This window comes from Streptomyces sp. NPDC047081 (genome assembly GCF_040643775.1).
Classification (GTDB): Bacteria; Actinomycetota; Actinomycetes; order Streptomycetales; family Streptomycetaceae; genus Streptomyces.
Genome location: NZ_JBEYUY010000041.1, coordinates 20,659 through 38,818 on the forward strand (window position 1 = coordinate 20,659; position 18,160 = coordinate 38,818).

General features: G+C 71.5%; 15 protein-coding genes and 2 pseudogenes. 15 read left to right on the plus strand and 2 right to left on the minus strand.

The annotated features are described in order from the left end of the window. The first annotated feature begins 96 nt into the window (after window positions 1–96). From ABZ848_RS44575 to ABZ848_RS44630, 12 genes and pseudogenes are all read left to right on the plus strand, one after another. Entirely contained in the window at window positions 97–1,767 is a 1,671-nt protein-coding gene (locus tag ABZ848_RS44575) for a CTP synthase (protein WP_360841409.1), read from the plus strand. 83 nt (window positions 1,768–1,850) lie between these two features. Continuing rightward, window positions 1,851–2,477: an NUDIX hydrolase gene (locus ABZ848_RS44580; protein WP_360841410.1), complete on the plus strand. Its 627-nt coding sequence runs from the start codon at window positions 1,851–1,853 to the stop codon at window positions 2,475–2,477. 162 nt (window positions 2,478–2,639) lie between these two features. Beyond that, complete coding sequence (locus ABZ848_RS44585; RefSeq protein WP_360841411.1) at window positions 2,640–4,706, plus strand: tetratricopeptide repeat protein; 2,067 nt, start codon at window positions 2,640–2,642, stop codon at window positions 4,704–4,706. A 144-nt stretch (window positions 4,707–4,850) separates the two neighbouring features. Continuing rightward, the gene (ald, locus tag ABZ848_RS44590) at window positions 4,851–5,966 is read left to right on the plus strand and encodes an alanine dehydrogenase (RefSeq protein ID WP_360841501.1); all 1,116 of its coding nucleotides are present in this window, start codon (window positions 4,851–4,853) and stop codon (window positions 5,964–5,966) included. Between the two features lie 369 nt (window positions 5,967–6,335). Next, complete coding sequence (locus ABZ848_RS44595; protein ID WP_242769569.1) at window positions 6,336–7,511, plus strand: ParA family protein; 1,176 nt, start codon at window positions 6,336–6,338, stop codon at window positions 7,509–7,511. Next, window positions 7,496–8,080, plus strand: coding sequence for a hypothetical protein (locus ABZ848_RS44600; protein WP_360841413.1), 585 nt, complete (start codon window positions 7,496–7,498; stop codon window positions 8,078–8,080). Before ABZ848_RS44595 ends, ABZ848_RS44600 begins: the two co-directional genes overlap by 16 nt. A gap of 19 nt (window positions 8,081–8,099) precedes the next feature. After that, entirely contained in the window at window positions 8,100–9,092 is a 993-nt protein-coding gene (locus ABZ848_RS44605) for a segregation/condensation protein A (protein ID WP_360841415.1), read from the plus strand. Next, window positions 9,089–9,742 (plus strand): SMC-Scp complex subunit ScpB, encoded by a 654-nt coding sequence (gene scpB, locus ABZ848_RS44610; RefSeq protein ID WP_360841416.1) that lies wholly within the window; start codon window positions 9,089–9,091, stop codon window positions 9,740–9,742. The genes ABZ848_RS44605 and scpB overlap by 4 nt, the downstream gene beginning before the upstream one ends. After that, a complete protein-coding gene (locus ABZ848_RS44615) occupies window positions 9,742–10,863 on the plus strand; it encodes a pseudouridine synthase (RefSeq protein ID WP_360841418.1) in 1,122 nt (373 codons plus the stop codon). Before scpB ends, ABZ848_RS44615 begins: the two co-directional genes overlap by 1 nt. A gap of 100 nt (window positions 10,864–10,963) precedes the next feature. Continuing rightward, complete coding sequence (locus ABZ848_RS44620; RefSeq protein ID WP_360841419.1) at window positions 10,964–11,926, plus strand: sigma-70 family RNA polymerase sigma factor; 963 nt, start codon at window positions 10,964–10,966, stop codon at window positions 11,924–11,926. Continuing rightward, entirely contained in the window at window positions 11,923–12,480 is a 558-nt protein-coding gene (locus ABZ848_RS44625; protein WP_360841421.1) for a TIGR03086 family metal-binding protein, read from the plus strand. The genes ABZ848_RS44620 and ABZ848_RS44625 overlap by 4 nt, the downstream gene beginning before the upstream one ends. A 64-nt stretch (window positions 12,481–12,544) precedes the next feature. Further along, window positions 12,545–13,888: pseudogene (locus ABZ848_RS44630) on the plus strand (MFS transporter); the annotation flags it as partial. On the opposite strand, the gene ABZ848_RS44635 reads toward ABZ848_RS44630, so the two are convergent. Continuing rightward, window positions 13,843–14,862, minus strand: a complete 1,020-nt coding sequence (locus ABZ848_RS44635) for a DUF72 domain-containing protein (RefSeq protein WP_360841422.1) — start codon at window positions 14,860–14,862, stop codon at window positions 13,843–13,845. The pseudogene ABZ848_RS44630 and the gene ABZ848_RS44635 overlap by 46 nt on opposite strands. A gap of 84 nt (window positions 14,863–14,946) precedes the next feature. Here ABZ848_RS44635 and ABZ848_RS44640 point away from each other — a divergent pair, with 84 nt between their 5' ends. The 3 genes and pseudogenes from ABZ848_RS44640 (at window position 14,947) to ABZ848_RS44650 (ending at window position 17,485) form a co-directional block, all read left to right on the plus strand. Next, window positions 14,947–15,678, plus strand: a complete 732-nt coding sequence (locus ABZ848_RS44640) for an NUDIX domain-containing protein (RefSeq protein ID WP_360841424.1) — start codon at window positions 14,947–14,949, stop codon at window positions 15,676–15,678. Next, window positions 15,675–16,697, plus strand: a complete 1,023-nt coding sequence (locus ABZ848_RS44645; RefSeq protein WP_360841425.1) for an ADP-ribosylglycohydrolase family protein — start codon at window positions 15,675–15,677, stop codon at window positions 16,695–16,697. The genes ABZ848_RS44640 and ABZ848_RS44645 overlap by 4 nt, the downstream gene beginning before the upstream one ends. Before the next feature lie 3 nt (window positions 16,698–16,700). Continuing rightward, window positions 16,701–17,485, plus strand: a pseudogene (locus ABZ848_RS44650) (nucleotidyltransferase domain-containing protein). Here the strand turns inward: ABZ848_RS44650 and ABZ848_RS44655 are convergent. Then, window positions 17,417–18,154 (minus strand): nucleotidyltransferase domain-containing protein, encoded by a 738-nt coding sequence (locus tag ABZ848_RS44655; RefSeq protein WP_360841427.1) that lies wholly within the window; start codon window positions 18,152–18,154, stop codon window positions 17,417–17,419. The pseudogene ABZ848_RS44650 and the gene ABZ848_RS44655 overlap by 69 nt on opposite strands. Window positions 18,155–18,160: the final 6 nt, after the last annotated feature.

Genomic DNA, 18,160 nt, shown 5'->3' on the forward strand with positions numbered 1-18,160 from the left:
TCCTCGTCGCTGATACCCTGGTAGCCCGTGGACCGGTGGGCGAGAAAACCCCGGAACCGCACCCCAGACCGCGACCACGGGAGCCCCCTCTTGGCCATGCCGCCGAAATCTACGACGACCAAGCACATCTTCGTCACCGGGGGTGTCGCCTCCTCGCTCGGCAAGGGCCTCACGGCCTCCAGCCTCGGAATGCTGCTCAAGGCCCGCGGCCTGCGCGTCGTCATGCAGAAGCTCGACCCGTACCTGAACGTCGACCCGGGCACGATGAACCCCTTCCAGCACGGCGAGGTGTTCGTCACCAACGACGGCGCCGAGACCGACCTGGACATCGGCCACTACGAGCGCTTCCTCGACCGCGACCTGGACGGCTCCGCCAACGTCACCACCGGTCAGGTGTACTCGACGGTGATCGCCAAGGAGCGGCGCGGCGAGTACCTCGGCGACACCGTGCAGGTCATCCCGCACATCACCAACGAGATCAAGCACCGCATCCGCCGCATGGCCACCGACGAGGTCGACGTCGTCATCACCGAGGTCGGCGGCACGGTCGGCGACATCGAGTCGCTGCCGTTCCTGGAGACGGTCCGCCAGGTCCGGCACGAGGTCGGCCGGGACAACGTGTTCGTGGTCCACATCTCCCTCCTCCCGTACATCGGCCCGTCGGGAGAGCTGAAGACGAAGCCGACCCAGCACTCGGTTGCGGCCCTGCGCAACATCGGTATCCAGCCGGACGCCATCGTGCTGCGCTGCGACCGCGAGGTGCCCACCGCGATCAAGCGCAAGATCTCCCTGATGTGCGACGTCGACGAGGCCGCCGTGGTCGCCTGCCCCGACGCCCGCTCGATCTACGACATCCCGAAGACCGTGCACGGCGAGGGCCTGGACGCCTACGTCGTCCGCAAGCTGGACCTGCCGTTCCGTGACGTGGACTGGACGACCTGGGACGACCTGCTCGACCGCGTCCACAAGCCCGACCACGAGATCACCCTCGCCCTGGTCGGCAAGTACATCGACCTGCCCGACGCCTACCTCTCGGTCACCGAGGCGCTGCGCGCCGGCGGCTTCGCCAACCGGGCCCGCGTGAAGATCAAGTGGGTCACCTCCGACGACTGCAAGACCCCGGCCGGTGCCGCGGCGCAGCTCGCCGACGTCGACGGCATCTGCATCCCGGGCGGCTTCGGCGACCGCGGTGTGCTCGGCAAGGTCGGCGCGATCAAGTACGCCCGCGAGAACAGGATCCCGCTGCTCGGCCTCTGCCTGGGCCTGCAGTGCATCGTGATCGAGGCCGCGCGCAACCTGGCCGGCATCACCGACGCCAACTCCACCGAGTTCGACTCCGCCACCGGCCACCCGGTCATCTCCACCATGGCCGAGCAGCTCGACATCGTCGCCGGCGAGGGCGACATGGGCGGCACGATGCGCCTGGGCATGTACCCCGCCAAGCTGGCCGAGGGCTCGATCGTGCGCGAGGTGTACGACGGCAAGGAGTACGTCGAGGAGCGGCACCGTCACCGGTACGAGGTGAACAACGCCTACCGCGCGGAGCTGGAGAAGAAGGCCGGCATCGTGTTCTCCGGCACTTCGCCCGACGGCAAGCTCGTGGAGTACGTGGAGTACCCGCGCGAGGTGCACCCTTACCTGGTCGCCACCCAGGCGCACCCGGAGCTGCGCTCGCGCCCGACCCGGCCGCACCCGCTCTTCGCCGGCCTGGTCAAGGCCGCCGTGGAGCGTCAGCAGGCCCAGGAAGCGCCGAAGAGTTCCAACTAGCACGACAGTTGTACGGTGGCCGGGGCTCGCGCATTCAAAAGGTGTGCGCCCCGGCTTCTTTTGCGCACGTGGAGGGACAGGGCATGACGATCAAGGACACCCCGCAGGAGTGGGAGATCCGGGCCACGGAGACCCCCTTCCGGGGCAACAAGACCTCCGTCCGGACCGACGACGTGGTCATGCCCGACGGGTCGGTCGTCCGCCGCGACTACCAGGTCCACCCCGGCTCGGTCGCCGTGCTCGCCCTCGACGACGCCGGCCGCGTCCTGCTGATCCGCCAGTACCGCCACCCCGTGCGCCAGAAGCTGTGGGAGATCCCGGCCGGCCTGCTCGACGTGCCCGGTGAGAACCCGCTGCACGCCGCCCAGCGAGAACTGTACGAGGAGGCGCACGTCAAGGCCGAGGACTGGCGGGTGCTGACCGACGTCTACACCACGCCCGGCGGCTGCGACGAGGCCGTGCGCATCTTCCTGGCCCGCGACCTGTCCGAGGCCGAGGGCGAGCGCTTCGCGGTCGAGGACGAGGAGATCGACCTGGAGTACGCGCGCGTGCCGGTCGACGAGCTCGTCCGGGGCGTCCTCGCGGGCGAGCTGCACAACAACTGCCTCGTGGTGGGCGTCCTTTCGCTCGTCGCCGCGCAGGCCTCCGGCGGTTTGGACACGCTTCGTCCGGCGGACGCGGAGTGGCCGGCGCGTCCGTTCGAGTCCTGAACGCCTCCTTCCGCGTGCCGGTGTGACCATCGGCTGATCCGATCGAGGGACCTGCCCGCCGCGCTCCACCAGGAACGTTGCAGAGCGTGAACTAGGCTCTGTAATCGCCCGGTACCGGAGTCCCGGCGGGCTTGCTCGTGCGGTGGGACGGGAGCGTGGCCCGTGACGGATCAGGCGGTGGACACAGGCGGCGTACGGCTGTCGGGGCACGCTGTGGCGGGCAGTCAGTTCCTGGGCCGGACACGGGAGTTGAAGGAGCTGCGCGCCGACATCGAGCGCGCGGGCCTGGACACCCTGTCCGGAAAGAAGCCGCCACGCGCGCGCGTACTGCTCATCGCGGGCCGCCCCGGCTCCGGCCGCACCGCCCTCGCCGAGGAGCTCGTACGGCAGGTCGCGGACGGTTACGAGGACGGGGTGCTGCGGGCCCGGCTGAGCGAGCCGGACGGCACACCCGTACCGACCGAGCGCGCCGCCCGTGAACTGCTCGGTGCCCTCGACCGGCCGGCCCCGGCCGGAGCCGCCGAGGACGACCTCGCCGAGGCGCTGCGCGCGGCCCTGGCCGACCGCCGGATGCTGGTCCTGCTCGACGACGCGACCGACGCCGAGCAGGTCGACGCGCTGCTGCCCGACACCCCGGACTGCCTCGTCGTCGCCGTCTCCTGCGGCCCGCTCACCGGCATCTCCGACGTCCGCCCGTGCACCCTCGGCGGCCTCGACACCAAGTCGGCGCTGGAACTGCTCACCCGGTACACCGGCTCGGTCCGCATCACCGTGGACCCGCGGGCCGCCGAGGGCCTGGTCGAGGAGTGCCAGGCCCAGCCCGCCGCGCTGACCCTGGCCGGCGGCTGGCTCGCCGCCCGCCCGAAGGCGGCCGTCGCCGACCTCGCCAAGCGCCTGCACGCGGAGGGCGACGACGGCACCCCGCTCAGCCGGGTCTTCCGCCTCGCCTACGGCGCGCTGCCCTCGACGGCCGCCCGGATACTGCGACTGCTCTCCCTGGCCCCGGCCGGGCTGGTCGACCCGCACACGGCCTCCGCGCTGGCCGGCTGCTCGGTGAACGGCGCGCGGACCACCCTGGACGACTTCGTCGCCCTCGGCCTGCTGCGGGCGGTGGACTCGCCGCTGCCGCAGTACGAGGTCCCGGCCTGCCTGTACCCGTTCCTCAAGTCGCTCACCGAGACGCAGGACCGCCCCGGCGAGCTCCAGCTGGCCCGCGCCCGGATGCTGGAGCGCACGGTACGGCTGCTGCAGTCGTGCCGGGCGATCACCGAGACCGACAACCCCGAGGCCCGCGAGAAGCTCCAGGGCATGCCCCGCTCCCTGCGCTTCCCGAACCCCCGGGCCGCCGAGGACTGGCTGCGCGTCCGCCGGCCCGCCCTGCTGGCGTCGGCCCGGCTCGCGGTGGCCGACGGGGAGCTCGACACACTGGCCCGACGGCTGATGTCCCAGCTGGTGCGGGCCATGGTCGCGCACTTCGGCACCCAGGCCGCGGCCCCCGACCTGTACGGCATCCACGGGCTCGTCCTCGATGTCGCCGAGCGCCGCAAGCTGCCCCGCGAGAAGGCCGCCGCGCTGCTGAACCTGGGCGACCTCGATGCCCAGACCGGCCGCACGGCGGACGCACTGCTGCGATATCGGTCGGCATTGGACGCCGGACGCCAGGCGAATGACCCGTATGCAACCGGCCGCGCAATGGAATCCGTAGGCGGTGCGCATCTGGAGCTCGGGGACTACGACCGGGCCGCCGACTGGTTCGGCCGCGCCCTCGCCCAGCGGCTGGCCCGCGACGAGCGCGCGGAGGCCGCCCGGCTGTACGGCCGTATCGCCGCCGCGCACACCTACGCGGGCCGCTACGGCGAGGCGCTGCGGAACTGGAAGGCCGCGGTCGCCGGGCACCGCAAGAACGGCGATGTGGCCGCCCACGCACGGGCGTTGAGCGAGCTCGCGCGGGTCCAGGAGTACGCCGGCCGGCCCGAGGAGTCGCTGCGCACCTGCCACGAGGCCGTGGAGTGGGCGCGGCGCGCCGAGGACGTACGGCTGCAGGCGGCGCTGCAGCTGCGGCTCGCCGACACGCTGGAGCACCTCGGGGATCCCGCCGCCGCTCAGCTGCACCGGGGCACCGCCGAGCGGCTGCTCGGCGAGGACCCCGAGCAGGGCGATGAACCGGGCGATGAGGCGAAACAAGACGCTGACGCCTGCGAAATCCGTAGTACATCCGCTGAAGATTGATGCAATGAAAGGCTAGACAGCGGGAACACCTTCATTAAACTGGCTCTGCCGCACCTTCTCCTGCGGTGTCTCCCGGTGTGCTCAGGCATGCCTGGGTATGTGTTGTATTGCCCCACACCCTCTGAGCCAAGGACCGTGATCGACGTGAAGGTCGGCATCCCCCGCGAGGTCAAGAACAACGAGTTCCGGGTGGCCATCACCCCCGCCGGTGTGCACGAGCTGGTGCGCAACGGTCATCAGGTCGTCATCGAGCGCAACGCCGGTGTCGGCTCGTCGATCACGGACGAGGAGTACGTGTCGGCGGGCGCGAAGATCCTGGAGACCGCCGACGAGGTGTGGGCCACCGCCGACCTGCTGCTGAAGGTCAAGGAGCCCATCGCCGAGGAGTACCACCGCCTCCGCAAGGACCAGACGCTCTTCACCTACCTGCACCTGGCCGCCTCCAAGGAGTGCACCGACGCGCTCATCGAGTCCGGCACCACGGCGATCGCGTACGAGACCGTCGAGCTGCCCTCCCGCGCGCTCCCGCTGCTCGCCCCGATGTCCGAGGTCGCGGGCCGGCTGGCCCCGCAGGTCGGCGCCTACCACCTGATGCGCTCGGTCGGCGGCCGCGGTGTGCTGCCCGGCGGTGTCCCCGGCACCCAGCCCGCGCGCGCCGTGGTGATCGGCGGCGGTGTCTCCGGCTGGAACGCCACCCAGATCGCCGTCGGCATGGGCTTCCACGTCACGCTGCTCGACCGCGACATCAACAAGCTCCGCGAGGCCGACAAGGTCTTCGGCACCAAGGTCCGGGCGATCATGTCCAACGCCTTCGAGCTGGAGAAGGCCGTCCTGGACGCCGACCTCGTCATCGGCGCGGTCCTCATCCCGGGCGCCAAGGCCCCGAAGCTGGTCACCAACGAGCTCGTCGCCCGGATGAAGCCCGGAAGTGTCCTTGTCGACATCGCGATCGACCAGGGCGGCTGCTTCGAGGACTCCCGTCCGACCACGCACGCCGAGCCGACCTTCCAGGTGCACGACTCGGTCTTCTACTGCGTCGCCAACATGCCCGGCGCGGTACCCAACACGTCCACCTACGCGCTCACCAACGCGACGCTCCCGTACATCGTCGAGCTCGCCAACCGCGGCTGGGTGGAGGCGCTGCGCCGTGACCCGGCGCTCGCGAAGGGCCTCAACACGCATGACGGCAAGGTCGTTTACCGCGAGGTCGCGGAGGCGCACGGCCTGGAGCACGTGGAGCTCGACTCGCTGCTCGGCTGAGCCCGTGACCTCGTCGAACGGCTAAGTCACCTTTTCGTAAAGGCGATACGTCAACAAGGCGCGTCAACCATGCACATGCGGCCGGACCTTGCCCACAAGGTCCGGCCGGATGTGTGTATGGTCACTTTGCGACTCTCGGTCAACTCGCCTCGAACGTAACCCTTTGGTCGATTCGCGCACCGGTGAAACCTGCCGTGCGACGGCCGTACGCCCTTGACAGAGGGATGTTTCATTGCCGACACATCCTGCCGGGTCCGGCGGATTGTGTTGCTGCGGACGCCCGACACGCCATAGAGTCGCCAACCGTCGGCATGGTGCCACGCCGACCTGTCTAGAAGTTTCCTGGTCACCAAGGAGGTAAGACGACTTGTGAATGAGTCGACATTTTCTCCCGGGGGTGGTCAACCAGGAACGCCGGTAGGGGACCAGGGTCCCGCGGGGTTCGAGGCTGTCGGCTCCGTTGCTGTGCGCACCTTCGCAGCCCGACAGAGCCCGGGTCCGCAGGTGATCCGGACAGCACACAAGAGCATGGATGGCCATCACGTGAACGCCATGGCCGGCGACGGAAGTGGCGCGCCCCACAACCACTTCGCCGACTACGACGAACTGCCCGAAGGGCACTTCTACGACCCCGACGCGGAGTACGAGCCCGATCCCGAGTACGCGGCCACGCTCGCGCCCGACGCTGCCCGCCAGCGCCGTGAGCGCATCGGCCCGACCGGGCGCCCGCTGCCGTACTTCCCGATCCCGGGCCCGCTGACCGACCACGGCCCCGCGAAGATCATCGCGATGTGCAACCAGAAGGGCGGCGTCGGCAAGACCACGTCGACCATCAACCTGGGTGCCGCGCTCGCGGAGTACGGCCGGCGCGTGCTGCTCGTGGACTTCGACCCGCAGGGCGCGCTGTCGGTGGGCCTCGGCGTCAACCCGATGGAGCTCGACCTCACCGTCTACAACCTGCTCATGGAGCGGGGCATGGCGGCCGACGAGGTGCTCCTGAAGACCGCGGTCCCGAACATGGACCTGCTGCCGAGCAACATCGACCTGTCGGCGGCGGAGGTCCAGCTGGTCTCCGAGGTCGCCCGCGAGTCGACGCTGCAGCGCGCCCTGAAGCCGCTGATGGCCGACTACGACTACATCGTGATCGACTGTCAGCCCTCGCTCGGCCTGCTCACGGTGAACGCGCTGACGGCCGCGCACAAGGTGATAGTGCCTCTGGAGTGCGAGTTCTTCGCCCTTCGCGGTGTCGCGCTGCTGACGGAGACCATCGAGAAGGTCCAGGAGCGGCTCAACCCGGAGCTGGAGCTCGACGGGATCCTCGCCACGATGTACGACTCGCGCACGGTCCACAGCCGCGAGGTGCTGGCCCGTGTGGTCGAGGCGTTCGACGACCACGTCTACCACACGGTCATCGGACGCACGGTCCGCTTCCCGGAGACCACGGTCGCCGGTGAGCCGATCACCACGTACGCCTCCAACTCCGTCGGCGCCGCCGCCTACCGTCAGCTCGCCAGGGAGGTGCTCGCCCGGTGTCACGCCGAGTGAGTCTGCCGGGGGCCGACGAACTCTTCCGTACGACAGGGGGAATGGCGCTCCAGCCGTCCACTCCGCGGCGGGGGGCCAACGGTGAAGCCCGTGTGCCCGCGCCCGCCGGGGAGAGCGACCCGGCCGCGAGCGCGTCCGAGGACGCGCCGCAGTCGGTGCCCGCGCAGGGCGGCGACGGCGAGGGCGCGGAGCATGTGGCGGCGGAGCCGGACGCGGCAGACGCGGGCGAGTCCCGCAGCCGGGCCGCGGCCGCGGAGCGCTCCGCACGACGTCAGCCGGCGCAGGAAGGTTCTGCCCCGGCCGGCCCGGACGCCCAGGCGCGCGGCAAGCGTGGACGGGCCGCCAACCGGCGCCCCAGCGGGCGGGAACGGCACGACGAGAAGATCACCGTGTACGTCTCCGCCGAGGAGCTGATGGACCTGGAGCACGCCCGCCTGGTGCTCCGCGGCGAGCACGGGCTCGCCGTCGACCGCGGGCGGATCGTCCGCGAGGCGGTCGCCGTGGTGCTCGCCGATCTGGAGTCCCGCGGGGACGCGAGCATCCTCGTACGCCGGCTGCGCGGGCGGTAGGCGGTAGCCTGCGGGGGCCATGACCTCGAACGACGCGCCCGCCTCCGGCCCAGCGGCCGGCCGTCGGCGTGCGCTGGGGCAGGGGCCGGGTGCGCCGCAGGCCGAGCCGGAGATCACGTCCGTGGTCGAGCCGGAGATCACGCCCTTGGTTGAGCCCCAGCCGGCGGAGGCGCCGCAGACCGCCGAGCCCGAAGAACCCGACGACGGCGTCTTCAAGGTCCGGCTCGCCAACTTCGAGGGGCCCTTCGACCTGCTGCTCCAGCTGATCTCCAAGCACAAGCTGGACGTCACCGAGGTCGCGCTGTCCAAGGTGACCGACGAGTTCATGGCGCACATCCGGGCGATGGGGCCCGACTGGGATCTCGACCAGACGACCGAGTTCCTGGTCGTCGCCGCCACACTGCTAGACCTCAAGGCCGCCCGGCTGCTCCCGTCCGCCGAGGTCGAGGACGAGGCCGACCTGGCGCTGCTGGAGGCCCGGGACCTGCTGTTCGCGCGGCTGCTGCAGTACCGCGCGTACAAGCAGATCGCCGACATCTTCAACGCCCGCCTCGACGAGGAGGCCCGCCGCTACCCCCGTACCGTCGGACTCGAACCGCACCACGCCGAGCTGCTGCCCGAGGTCGTCATCAGCATCGGCCCCGAGGGCTTCGCCAAGCTCGCCGTCAAGGCGATGCAGCCCAAGCCCAAGCCGCAGGTGTACGTCGACCACATCCACGCCCCGCTGGTCAGCGTGCAAGAGCAGGCCGGGATCGTGGTGGCGCGGCTGCGGGAGCTCGGGGAGGCCAGCTTCCGGGCACTCGTGGAGGACACCGACGACACGCTCACCGTCGTGGCGCGGTTCCTGGCGCTGCTGGAGCTGTACCGGGAGAAGGCCGTCGCGCTGGACCAGGAGACCGCGCTCGGCGATCTGATCGTGCGGTGGACCGGCGGTGAGGGCGACGAGACACCGATGGTGACGGACGAGTTCGACCGGCCGCCCGAGGAGCCCAAGGAGGAGAAGAAAGCATGACCGAGGAGACGGAGGAACTCCCGGCAGGGCTCCGCGGCGTCGCCGACCTCGACCTCAAGCCGGCCCTGGAGGCCGTCCTCATGGTCGTGGACGAGCCCGCGACCGAGGAGCACCTGGCGAAGATCCTGGAGCGGCCCAAGCGGCAGATCGGGAAGGCGCTGCGGGAACTCGCCGACGACTACGCCGTACAGGGCCGTGGCTTCGAGCTGCGGCTGATCGCCGGCGGCTGGCGTTTCTACAGCCGCGCCGAGTACGCGCCGGCCGTCGAGCGGCTCGTCCTGGACGGCCAGACGGCCCGGCTCACCCAGGCAGCCCTGGAGACCCTCGCGGTCGTCGCCTACCGCCAGCCGGTGAGCCGCAGCCGCGTCTCCGCCGTACGAGGAGTCAACTGTGACGGGGTCATGCGAACCCTGCTGCAACGGGGTCTGGTCCAGGAGGCGGGCACGGAACCCGAAACAGGTGCGATCCTGTACACGACGACGAACTACTTCCTGGAGCGGATGGGCCTGCGCGGCCTGGACGAGCTCCCGGAGCTCGCGCCCTTCCTCCCGGAGGCCGAGGCGATCGAGGCCGACACACTGGAAGGGGTCCCGTCGTTCGATCCGGACGCTCCGGATTCCGAGGACGCAGACGACAAGACGGAACTTTGATGCGAAGCAGCAGCGGCAGGAACAGCAGCGGAAACAACGGCGGGAGCCGTGGTGGCAACAGCGGCGGCCGCGGCGGGAGCAGCGGAGGCCGCGGGAACTACCGCGGCGCCGGCAACTCCCGGGACGACAAGCAGGGCGGCCGGCCGAAGAAGCCGCGCCCGGAGGAGCGGCGCTACGACGTGGGCCCCGGCGCCACCCAGGACGGCCCGAAGTCGGGCCGTGGCGCCTCGGCGCGCGGCGGCGCCAAGGGCGGACCCAGGCAGGGCCAGGGCACCGGGCGCGGCCGTACGGCCCCCGGCAGCTCCCGCGAGTACGAGGCACGGGCCGAGGAGCGCAACCGCGAGCGGTACGCGGGCAAGAAGGACGTCAAGCTGCCCAAGACCTTCCCGGGCGCGGAGCAGGAGGGCGAGCGCCTGCAGAAGGTCCTCGCACGCGCGGGCTACGGCTCCCGGCGCGCCTGCGAGGAGCTCATCGAGCAGGCCAGGGTCGAGGTCAACGGCGAGATCGTCCTGGAGCAGGGCAAGCGGGTCGACCCGGAGAAGGACGAGGTCAAGGTCGACGGCCTGACGGTCGCGACGCAGTCGTACCAGTTCTTCTCGCTGAACAAGCCGGCGGGCGTGGTGTCCACCATGGAGGACCCCGAGGGGCGGCAGTGCCTCGGCGACTACGTCACCAACCGGGAGACCCGGCTCTTCCACGTCGGGCGGCTCGACACCGAGACCGAGGGCGTCATCCTGCTCACCAACCACGGCGAGCTGGCCCACCGGCTGACCCACCCCAAGTACGGCGTGAAGAAGACCTACCTCGCCGCCATCGTCGGCCCGATCCCGCGCGACCTGGGCAAGAAGCTCAAGGACGGCATCCAGCTGGACGACGGGTACGCGCGTGCCGACCACTTCCGGGTGGTCGAGCAGACCGGCAAGAACTACCTGGTCGAGGTGACCCTGCACGAGGGCCGCAAGCACATCGTCCGCCGCATGCTCGCCGAGGCGGGCTTCCCGGTCGAGAAGCTGGTGCGCACCTCCTTCGGCCCGATCACCCTGGGCGACCAGAAGTCGGGCTGGCTGCGGCGGCTGTCGAACACCGAGGTCGGCATGCTGATGCAGGAAGTCGACCTCTAGGCGACGCCCCGCTTCCGCGGAGGCCGATGCGGCTTCCGCGGAGAGCGATGCTTTTTCGCCCTCTCGCCGGTCTGTACTGATGACCGGCGAGAGGAATGCCATGCCTGCGACGACGACGGACCGCGACGAGTTCGTACGGCTCACGGACCCGTACCGGCGGGAGCTGCTCGCGCACTGCTACCGGATGCTGGGCTCGGTCGACGAGGCCGAGGACCTGGTGCAGGAGACGTATCTGCGGGCCTGGCGGTCCTACGACGGCTACGAGGGCCGCGCCTCGCTGCGGACCTGGCTGCACAGGATCGCCACCAACACGTGTCTGACGGCCCTGGAGAGCCGCGCGCGGCGTCCGCTGCCCGCCGGGCTCGGAGGGCCCTCACAGGCCCCTGAGGAGCCGCTGAGGGGCCCTGTGACGGATGTTCCGTGGCTCCAGCCACTGCCCGACGCGCTCATCGACCCGGCGACCGTGGTGGCCGCACGCGGCAGCCTGCGCCTCGCGCTGGTAGCCGCGCTCCAGCACCTGCCCGCGCGGCAGCGGGCGGTGCTCATCCTGCGGGACGTGCTCGCCTGGCGGGCGCCCGAGGTGGCCGCGGTGCTCGGCACCTCCACGGCGGCCGTGAAGAGCAGCCTCCAGCGCGCGCGTGCCCGGCTCGACGAGGTCGCCCCGGACGAGGACCTCGTGGTCGAGCCCGAGGGCGCGGCCGACCGTGAGGTGCTCGACCGGTACATGGCCGCCTTCGAGCACGCCGACATGGACGCCCTGCTCGACCTCCTCCAGGACGGCGTCGAGCTGGAGATGCCGCCCAACCTGGAGTGGTTCAGCGGCAAGAAGGACGTCCTGAGCTTCCTGCGCTCGCGCGGACACGGCGAGGACCGCTACAAAATGCTGCCCACGCGCGCGAACGGGCAGCCGGCCGTCGTCATGTACGTGCGCGGGGTGGACGGCGTGCTGCGCGCGCACTCGGTGCAGGTGCTCACCGTGGAGGGCGGCACCCTGGCCCGCATCACCGCCTTCATCGACCTCGACCAGGTCGTGCGCTTCGGATTCCCCCGGGTGCTCGCGTGAACGCCGGGGAGCTGCTGGAGCGTTCGCTCGCCTACGCGCTGGGGAGCATGGCCGGGGTGGTGCCCGATGGGCTGGACCGGTGCACGCCGTGCGGGGAGTGGGACCTGGGGGAGCTGCTCGGGCATCTCGACGACTCGCTGGACGCCCTGCACGAGGGGCTGACCGGCGGGCGGATCGGGCTGTTCCCCGGGGTGATCGGGGCCGCCGACCCGGCGTGCGCGTTCCGCACGCGCGCGTGCGCGGTGCTCGGCGCCTGGGCGGCCGGACCGGGGGAGCGGGTGCGGGTCGGCGAACTGCCGCTGGACGTACGGGTGATGGCGGCCGTGGGGGCGGTGGAGATCACCGTGCACGGCTGGGACGTGGCCCAGGCCTGCGGACGGCCCCGCCCGATACCGCCCGGACTCGCGGCCGACCTGCTGCCCGTGGCGCGGTGCGTGGTCGCCGAGGAGGACCGGGGCGTGCGGTTCGGCGCGCCGGTGGCCGTACCGCTGTACGCGGGGCCCGGCGCGCGACTGCTGGCCTTCCTGGGGCGGCGCGATTCCTTTCCGGGGTGAGGGTGGTCTGCCTTCCGTGAGCGACCTGGAACAGCTCACGAGCTCACGGAAGGAACCCCCGGTCATGACCGACACAGTGAGTGTCCCCGTACGCAAACCACCCGCAGAACCGGCCCAGACCCGACGCGGCTGGACCGTGATCCTCGCCGGACTCGGCGCCCTTCTGTGCTCCCTCGACGTCGTGGTCGTGTCGACCGCGCTGCCCGCCCTGCGGGCCGATTTCGGGGCGAGCCTGTCGGACCTGGAGTGGACGATCAACGCCTACAACCTGGTCTTCGCCTGCCTCACCCTGACCGGCGCCGCACTAGGCGACCGCTTCGGGCGGCGGCGGATGTACGTCGTCGGGCTCGCCGTCTTCACCCTCGGCTCCGCCGCCTCCGCGCTCGCGGGCGGCCCGGGCCAGCTCATCGGCGCGCGCGTGGTGCAGGGCGCCGGGGCGGCCGTACTCCTGCCGCTCACCCTCACCCTGATCAGCGAGGCGTTCCCGGCCGAGAAGCGGGGCGTCGCCATCGGCGTGTGGGGCGGCGTGACCGGCCTCGGAGTCGCGGCCGGGCCCGTGCTCGGCGGGGCCGTCACCGAGGGCCTGTCCTGGCAGTGGATCTTCTGGCTGAACGTCCCGATCGGCCTCGCGATGCTGCCCCTGGCCGCCACCAGGCTCCACGAGAGTTACGGCACCCGGCCGCAACTCGACCTCGTCGGGCTGGTGTTGGCGGCCGCCGGGCTGACCGGCCTGGCCTGGGCGCCGGTGCGGGCGCCGCAGGTGGGCTGGGGGAGCGCAGAGGTGCTGTCCGCGCTGGCGGCGGGGGTCGTGTTCACGGCGGCCTTCCTCGCCTGGGAGCGCCGGGGCGCCCGCTACCCGATGCTGCCGCTCGGGCACTTCCGCAACCGCGGCTTCTCCACGGCCAACGTGGTCGCGTTCCTCCTCTTCGGCTCGCTGCTCGGCGCCCTCTTCATGATCACGCAGCTGTTCCAGACCGGGCTCGGCTACTCCCCGCTGGAGGCGGGCGTACGCATCCTCGTCTGGAACGCCATGCCGCTGCTGATCGCCCCGGTCGCGGGCGCCCTCGCGGACCGCTTCGGCACCCGGCCCTTCATGCTGATCGGCCTGCTCCTCCAGGGCACGGGCCTGGCCCTGCTGGCCTGGCAGGTCGAACCCGGCGTCGGATACGGCCAGTTGGTCCTCCCGCTGGTCATCGCCGGGATCGGGATCTCGATGGTCTTCCCGAGCGTCGCCAACGCGGTGACCTCGTCCGTGCCGCTCAGCGAGGCCGGCGTCGCGGCCGGCGTGAACAACGCGATGCGCGAACTGGGCGGCGTCTTCGGAGTGGCCGTCGCCGCCCTGGTCTTCACGCAGTACGGCGGCTACGGCTCACCCGCGTCCTTCCTGGACGGCTGCGCGCCGGCGCTCTGGGTGTCGGCCGGAGCCGCGGGGCTGGGGGCGCTGGTGGCGGCGTTCGCGCCGTCGCGTGCCCGGGAGGGGAGCGCGGTGACCTCGTCCGCGGCCTGAGCCGACGGACGGGCGCGGGATCCGCGGCCCGTGTCGCCGAGCAGCCCTCGCATGGCCTCGGCGGCACGGACCGCGGCGGTCCCGCAGCAGTTGTTGAACAGGACGTGCAGCTCGTCGACCCGCCCTGCGAGGTCCCGCAACCGGGGCAGCCACTCGGCGAGTTCGGCCTCGCGGTAGTCGTGGCGGAACCGGTCCTCCTTGCTCCCCGAACCCCAGGCGCCGCTGCGGCCGTGGAAGCGGACGACCGACAGTCGCGGCGCGGTGACCGGCGTGACGGGCGGCACCGACCCGGGCAGCGTCTGCGTCATGTCGACGGCCACGGCCGCCATGTCGTACCGGGCGAGCAGCGCGCGGGTCGCGTCCGCCCACTCCTCGCGCCACCAGCCGGGGTGCCGGAACTCCACCGACACCGGCCAGCCGGCGGTCCGCTCGGCGCACTCGCGGAGGAACTGCCCGGCCCGCGTGCCGGGCCGCACCCACGGCGGAAACTGGAACAGCACGCTGCCGAGCCGCCCCGCCGCCCTGAGCGGCTCGATGTCCTCGGTGAACCGCGCCCACACCTCGTCCAGCACCTTCGGGTCCCCCGGCTCGGCGGGCAACCCGTCCGGCATCGCGGCAGGGCGCGTCGGATGCCCGGTCAGCAGCGAGAACGCCTTCACGTCGAAGACGAAGCCCTCCGGCGTCCGCTCGGCCCACAGCCGGCAGTTGCGGGCCCCGGGCAGCGCGTAGTACGCCGAGTCGACCTCGACCACGGGGAACCGCTCGGCGTAGTACCGCAGCCTCCCCTCGGCGTCCCGCCGGCCCGGCGGATACCAGCCGCTGCCGACCAGCGCCCGGTCCGTCCACGAACAAGTGCCCACCAGGATCTCGCCCATGGAAGCCCGGTTACCCCCGCGGGGCTTGTGGAAGCACCGGCATGCTGTTTATAGTCGTAATGACTATTAAGGGGGTGTGGGTGCATGGCGTTCAACAAGGCGGATTACGACAAGTACGCCTACGAGCCCTTCGCCGTGACCGTCGACCTCGCCGTCCTCACCATCCGCGAGGGTGCCCTGCACGTCCTGCTGGTGAAGCGTGGCCAGGAGCCGTACGCCGGGCACTGGGCGCTGCCCGGTGGCTTCGTGGAGCCGGACGAGTCCGCCGAGACGGCCGCGCGGCGCGAACTCGCCGAGGAGACCGGGCTCGCGGACGTCACCGGACTGCACCTGGAGCAGCTGCGGACCTACAGCGAGCCGGACCGCGATCCGCGGATGAGGGTCGTGTCGGTCGCCTTCACCGCGCTGCTGCCGGATGCGCCGGAGCCGCACGGGGGGAGCGACGCGGCGGAGGCGCGGTGGGTGGTGTGTGACAAAGCATCGCCCCTGGCCTTCGACCACGACCGGATCCTCGCCGACGCCCGCGAACGCGTCGGCGCCAAGCTCGAGTACACCTGCCTCGCCACCGCCTTCTGCCCCGCCGAGTTCACGCTCGGCGAGCTGCAGCACGTCTACGAGACCGTCTGGGGCACCGCTCTGGACCGGCCCAACTTCCGCCGCAAGGTGCTCGCCACGCCCGGTTTCGTCGAGCCGGTGCCGGGGGAGGCCCGGCTCACCGGTGGCCGTGGCAAACCGGCCGCGCTCTATCGCGCGGGTGCCGCCGCCACCCTCCAGCCGCCTCTGCTCCGGCCGAACCGGGAAGGACGTTCCGCATGACCATCACGATCGTCGACAAGCGCGCCGCCACGGGGGCGTTGATCGGGCTCGCCCTGGGGGACGCGCTCGGGTTTCCGACGGAGTTCAACGATGTGCCGTCGATCCTCGCCAAGTGCGGGCCGTGGCGGCAGATGCGGCTGGCGGAGCCCGCGATCGTCTCCGACGACACGCAGATGACGCTGGCGGTCGGGAAGGGGCTGCGGACGGCCATGGACCGGGGCGTGCTCGCGCCGGAGGGGATGGCCGAGGCGGTGCGGAAGGAGTTCGTCGCCTGGAACCGCTCCCCGGACAACAACCGCGCGCCGGGCAACACATGCCTGCGCGCCTGCGCGCTGCTGGAGAACCCGGACCTGCCCTGGCAGCACGCCAGCCAGATCGACTCCAAGGGCTGCGGCGCCAACATGCGCGTGGCCCCCGTCGGGCTGGTGCAGGGCCTGAGCGACGAACAGCGCTCGGGCGCCGCCCAGTTGCAGGCCGCGCTGACGCACGGGCATCCGACGGCGCTCGCCGCGTCCGACCTCACCGCCCATGCCGTACGGCTGCTCGCCGAGGGGGCCGAGCCGGGGAACCTCCTCGTGTCTCTCGCGGCGTACGCCGACGAGAACCGCAGCCACTACAGCCACCGTTGGCTCGGCGATCTGTGGACCCGGAGCCAGGACGGCACCCCCGAGGAATTCATCTCGCGCGGCTGGGACGAGTGCCGGGCGATCCTCGACCGCCTCGGGAACGCCGCCCTCAGCGTCGACCCGGAGACCGACCCCTGCCTCGCCACCGGCGCCGGCTGGATCGCCGAAGAGGCCTTCGCCACCGGCCTGTTGTGCTTCCTGCTGTTCCCCGACGAACCCGTCACGGCCATCCGCCGGGCCGCCTGCACCTCCGGCGACTCGGACTCCATCGCCTGCCTGACCGGCGCCTTCGCGGGTGCCCACGTCGGCGCGGAGGCCTGGCCGACCGACTGGGCCGACCGCATCGAGTACCGGGGCGACCTGCTGACCCTCGGCGCCCTCTGGGACGCTTGACGGATGATCGACGCCCTGGACATCGACCTGACCCCGGTGGTCGCCGAACAGCCCGACCCTCCCCCAGTGCCTTGAGGGCCTGGGGGCACCCCCAGCTGTTCGCGACCGTCTCCGGTGCGCACCTCTACGGTTTCCCGTCCCGCGACTCGGACGTCGACCTGCGGGGCGTGCACCTGCTGCCCACGGCCGCGCTCGTCGGCCTGCGCGAGCCGGAGGAGACCCGCTCCCGGATGTGGGACCGGGACGGCGTCGAGATGGACCTGGTCACCCACGACGTGCGCAAGTTCGTACGGCTGATGCTGCGGCGCAACGGCTATGTGCTGGAGCAGTTGCTCTCGCCCCTGGTCGTGCATACGACGGACGCGCACCGGGAGTTGGCCGCGCTCGCGCCCGGGGTCCTCACCAGCCACCATGCGCACCACTACCGTGGGTTCGCGGTCACCCAGTGGCGGCTGTTCGAGAAGACCGGTGAGCTCAAGCCGCTGCTCTACACCTTCCGGGTGCTGCTGACCGGCGTACATCTCATGCGCAGTGGTGAGGTGCAGGCCCATCTGCCCACGCTGCTCGGCGAGATCGACGAGGCTCCTGCGTATTTGCCGGAACTCGTCGCCGCGAAGGCCGAGCAGGAGCACGGGGACGCCGATGTCGGCCACGCGCGCGTGCGGGGTGATGTCGAGCGGCTGCACGGGGCGCTGGACGAGGCGCAGGCCGTCTCGGTGCTACCCGATGCGCCCACCGTCCACGACGCCCTGCACGACTTCGTCGTAAGGATCCGGCTGGAGGGCTGAGGCACGGCGGACGTGGATCAGGAAGTCCTCGACGCGGCGGTGGTCGGGGGACTCGGGGAGCGGGCTGATGCCGAGTGCCTCGTCTGCTTCCGCCGCCAGGCGGTTCATCCATGACGCGACCTCGGGCCACGGGACCTCGCCGCGCTTCACGGCGAGGAGCGGCTCGCGTTGGTCGCCGACGTCGATCGTGAGGGCGCCCGTGCGCAGGAGGTCGCGGGCGCTCATCAGCAGGCGGAGGAGGTGCATCGCGTGCTTCCAGCGCGGGGCGCCGTGGGTGTGGACGTCGGCCTCCAGTTTCTTGCGCTGGCCGAGCGCGTAACGCGTGAACGTCTCGTGGGCCCGGCGGGAGAGGAACGCCCCGCGCAGGGCGAGGAGTTCGCGGCCGGTGTCGGTGACGTGCTCCACGAGCGGGGAGTGCAGGCACTCCAGGATGTTCGGGTTGGCGCGCAGGGCCAGCTCGCAGAAGCGCTCCAGTTCCCAGCCGAACTGCTCCTCGGCCGGCCCCTCCACATGCGTCGGCGGCTTCTCGAAGCGCCAGAACAGGGGAGTGGGGGCGAGATACACGCCCCGGCGGTCCGTGTCGCTCCCGTCCGTCGCAAGGCCGAAGGCACGCGAGCCCATCACACAGGCGTAGATCGTGTGGTCGCGTACCAGGGTCTCGGGCTGCATGGACGG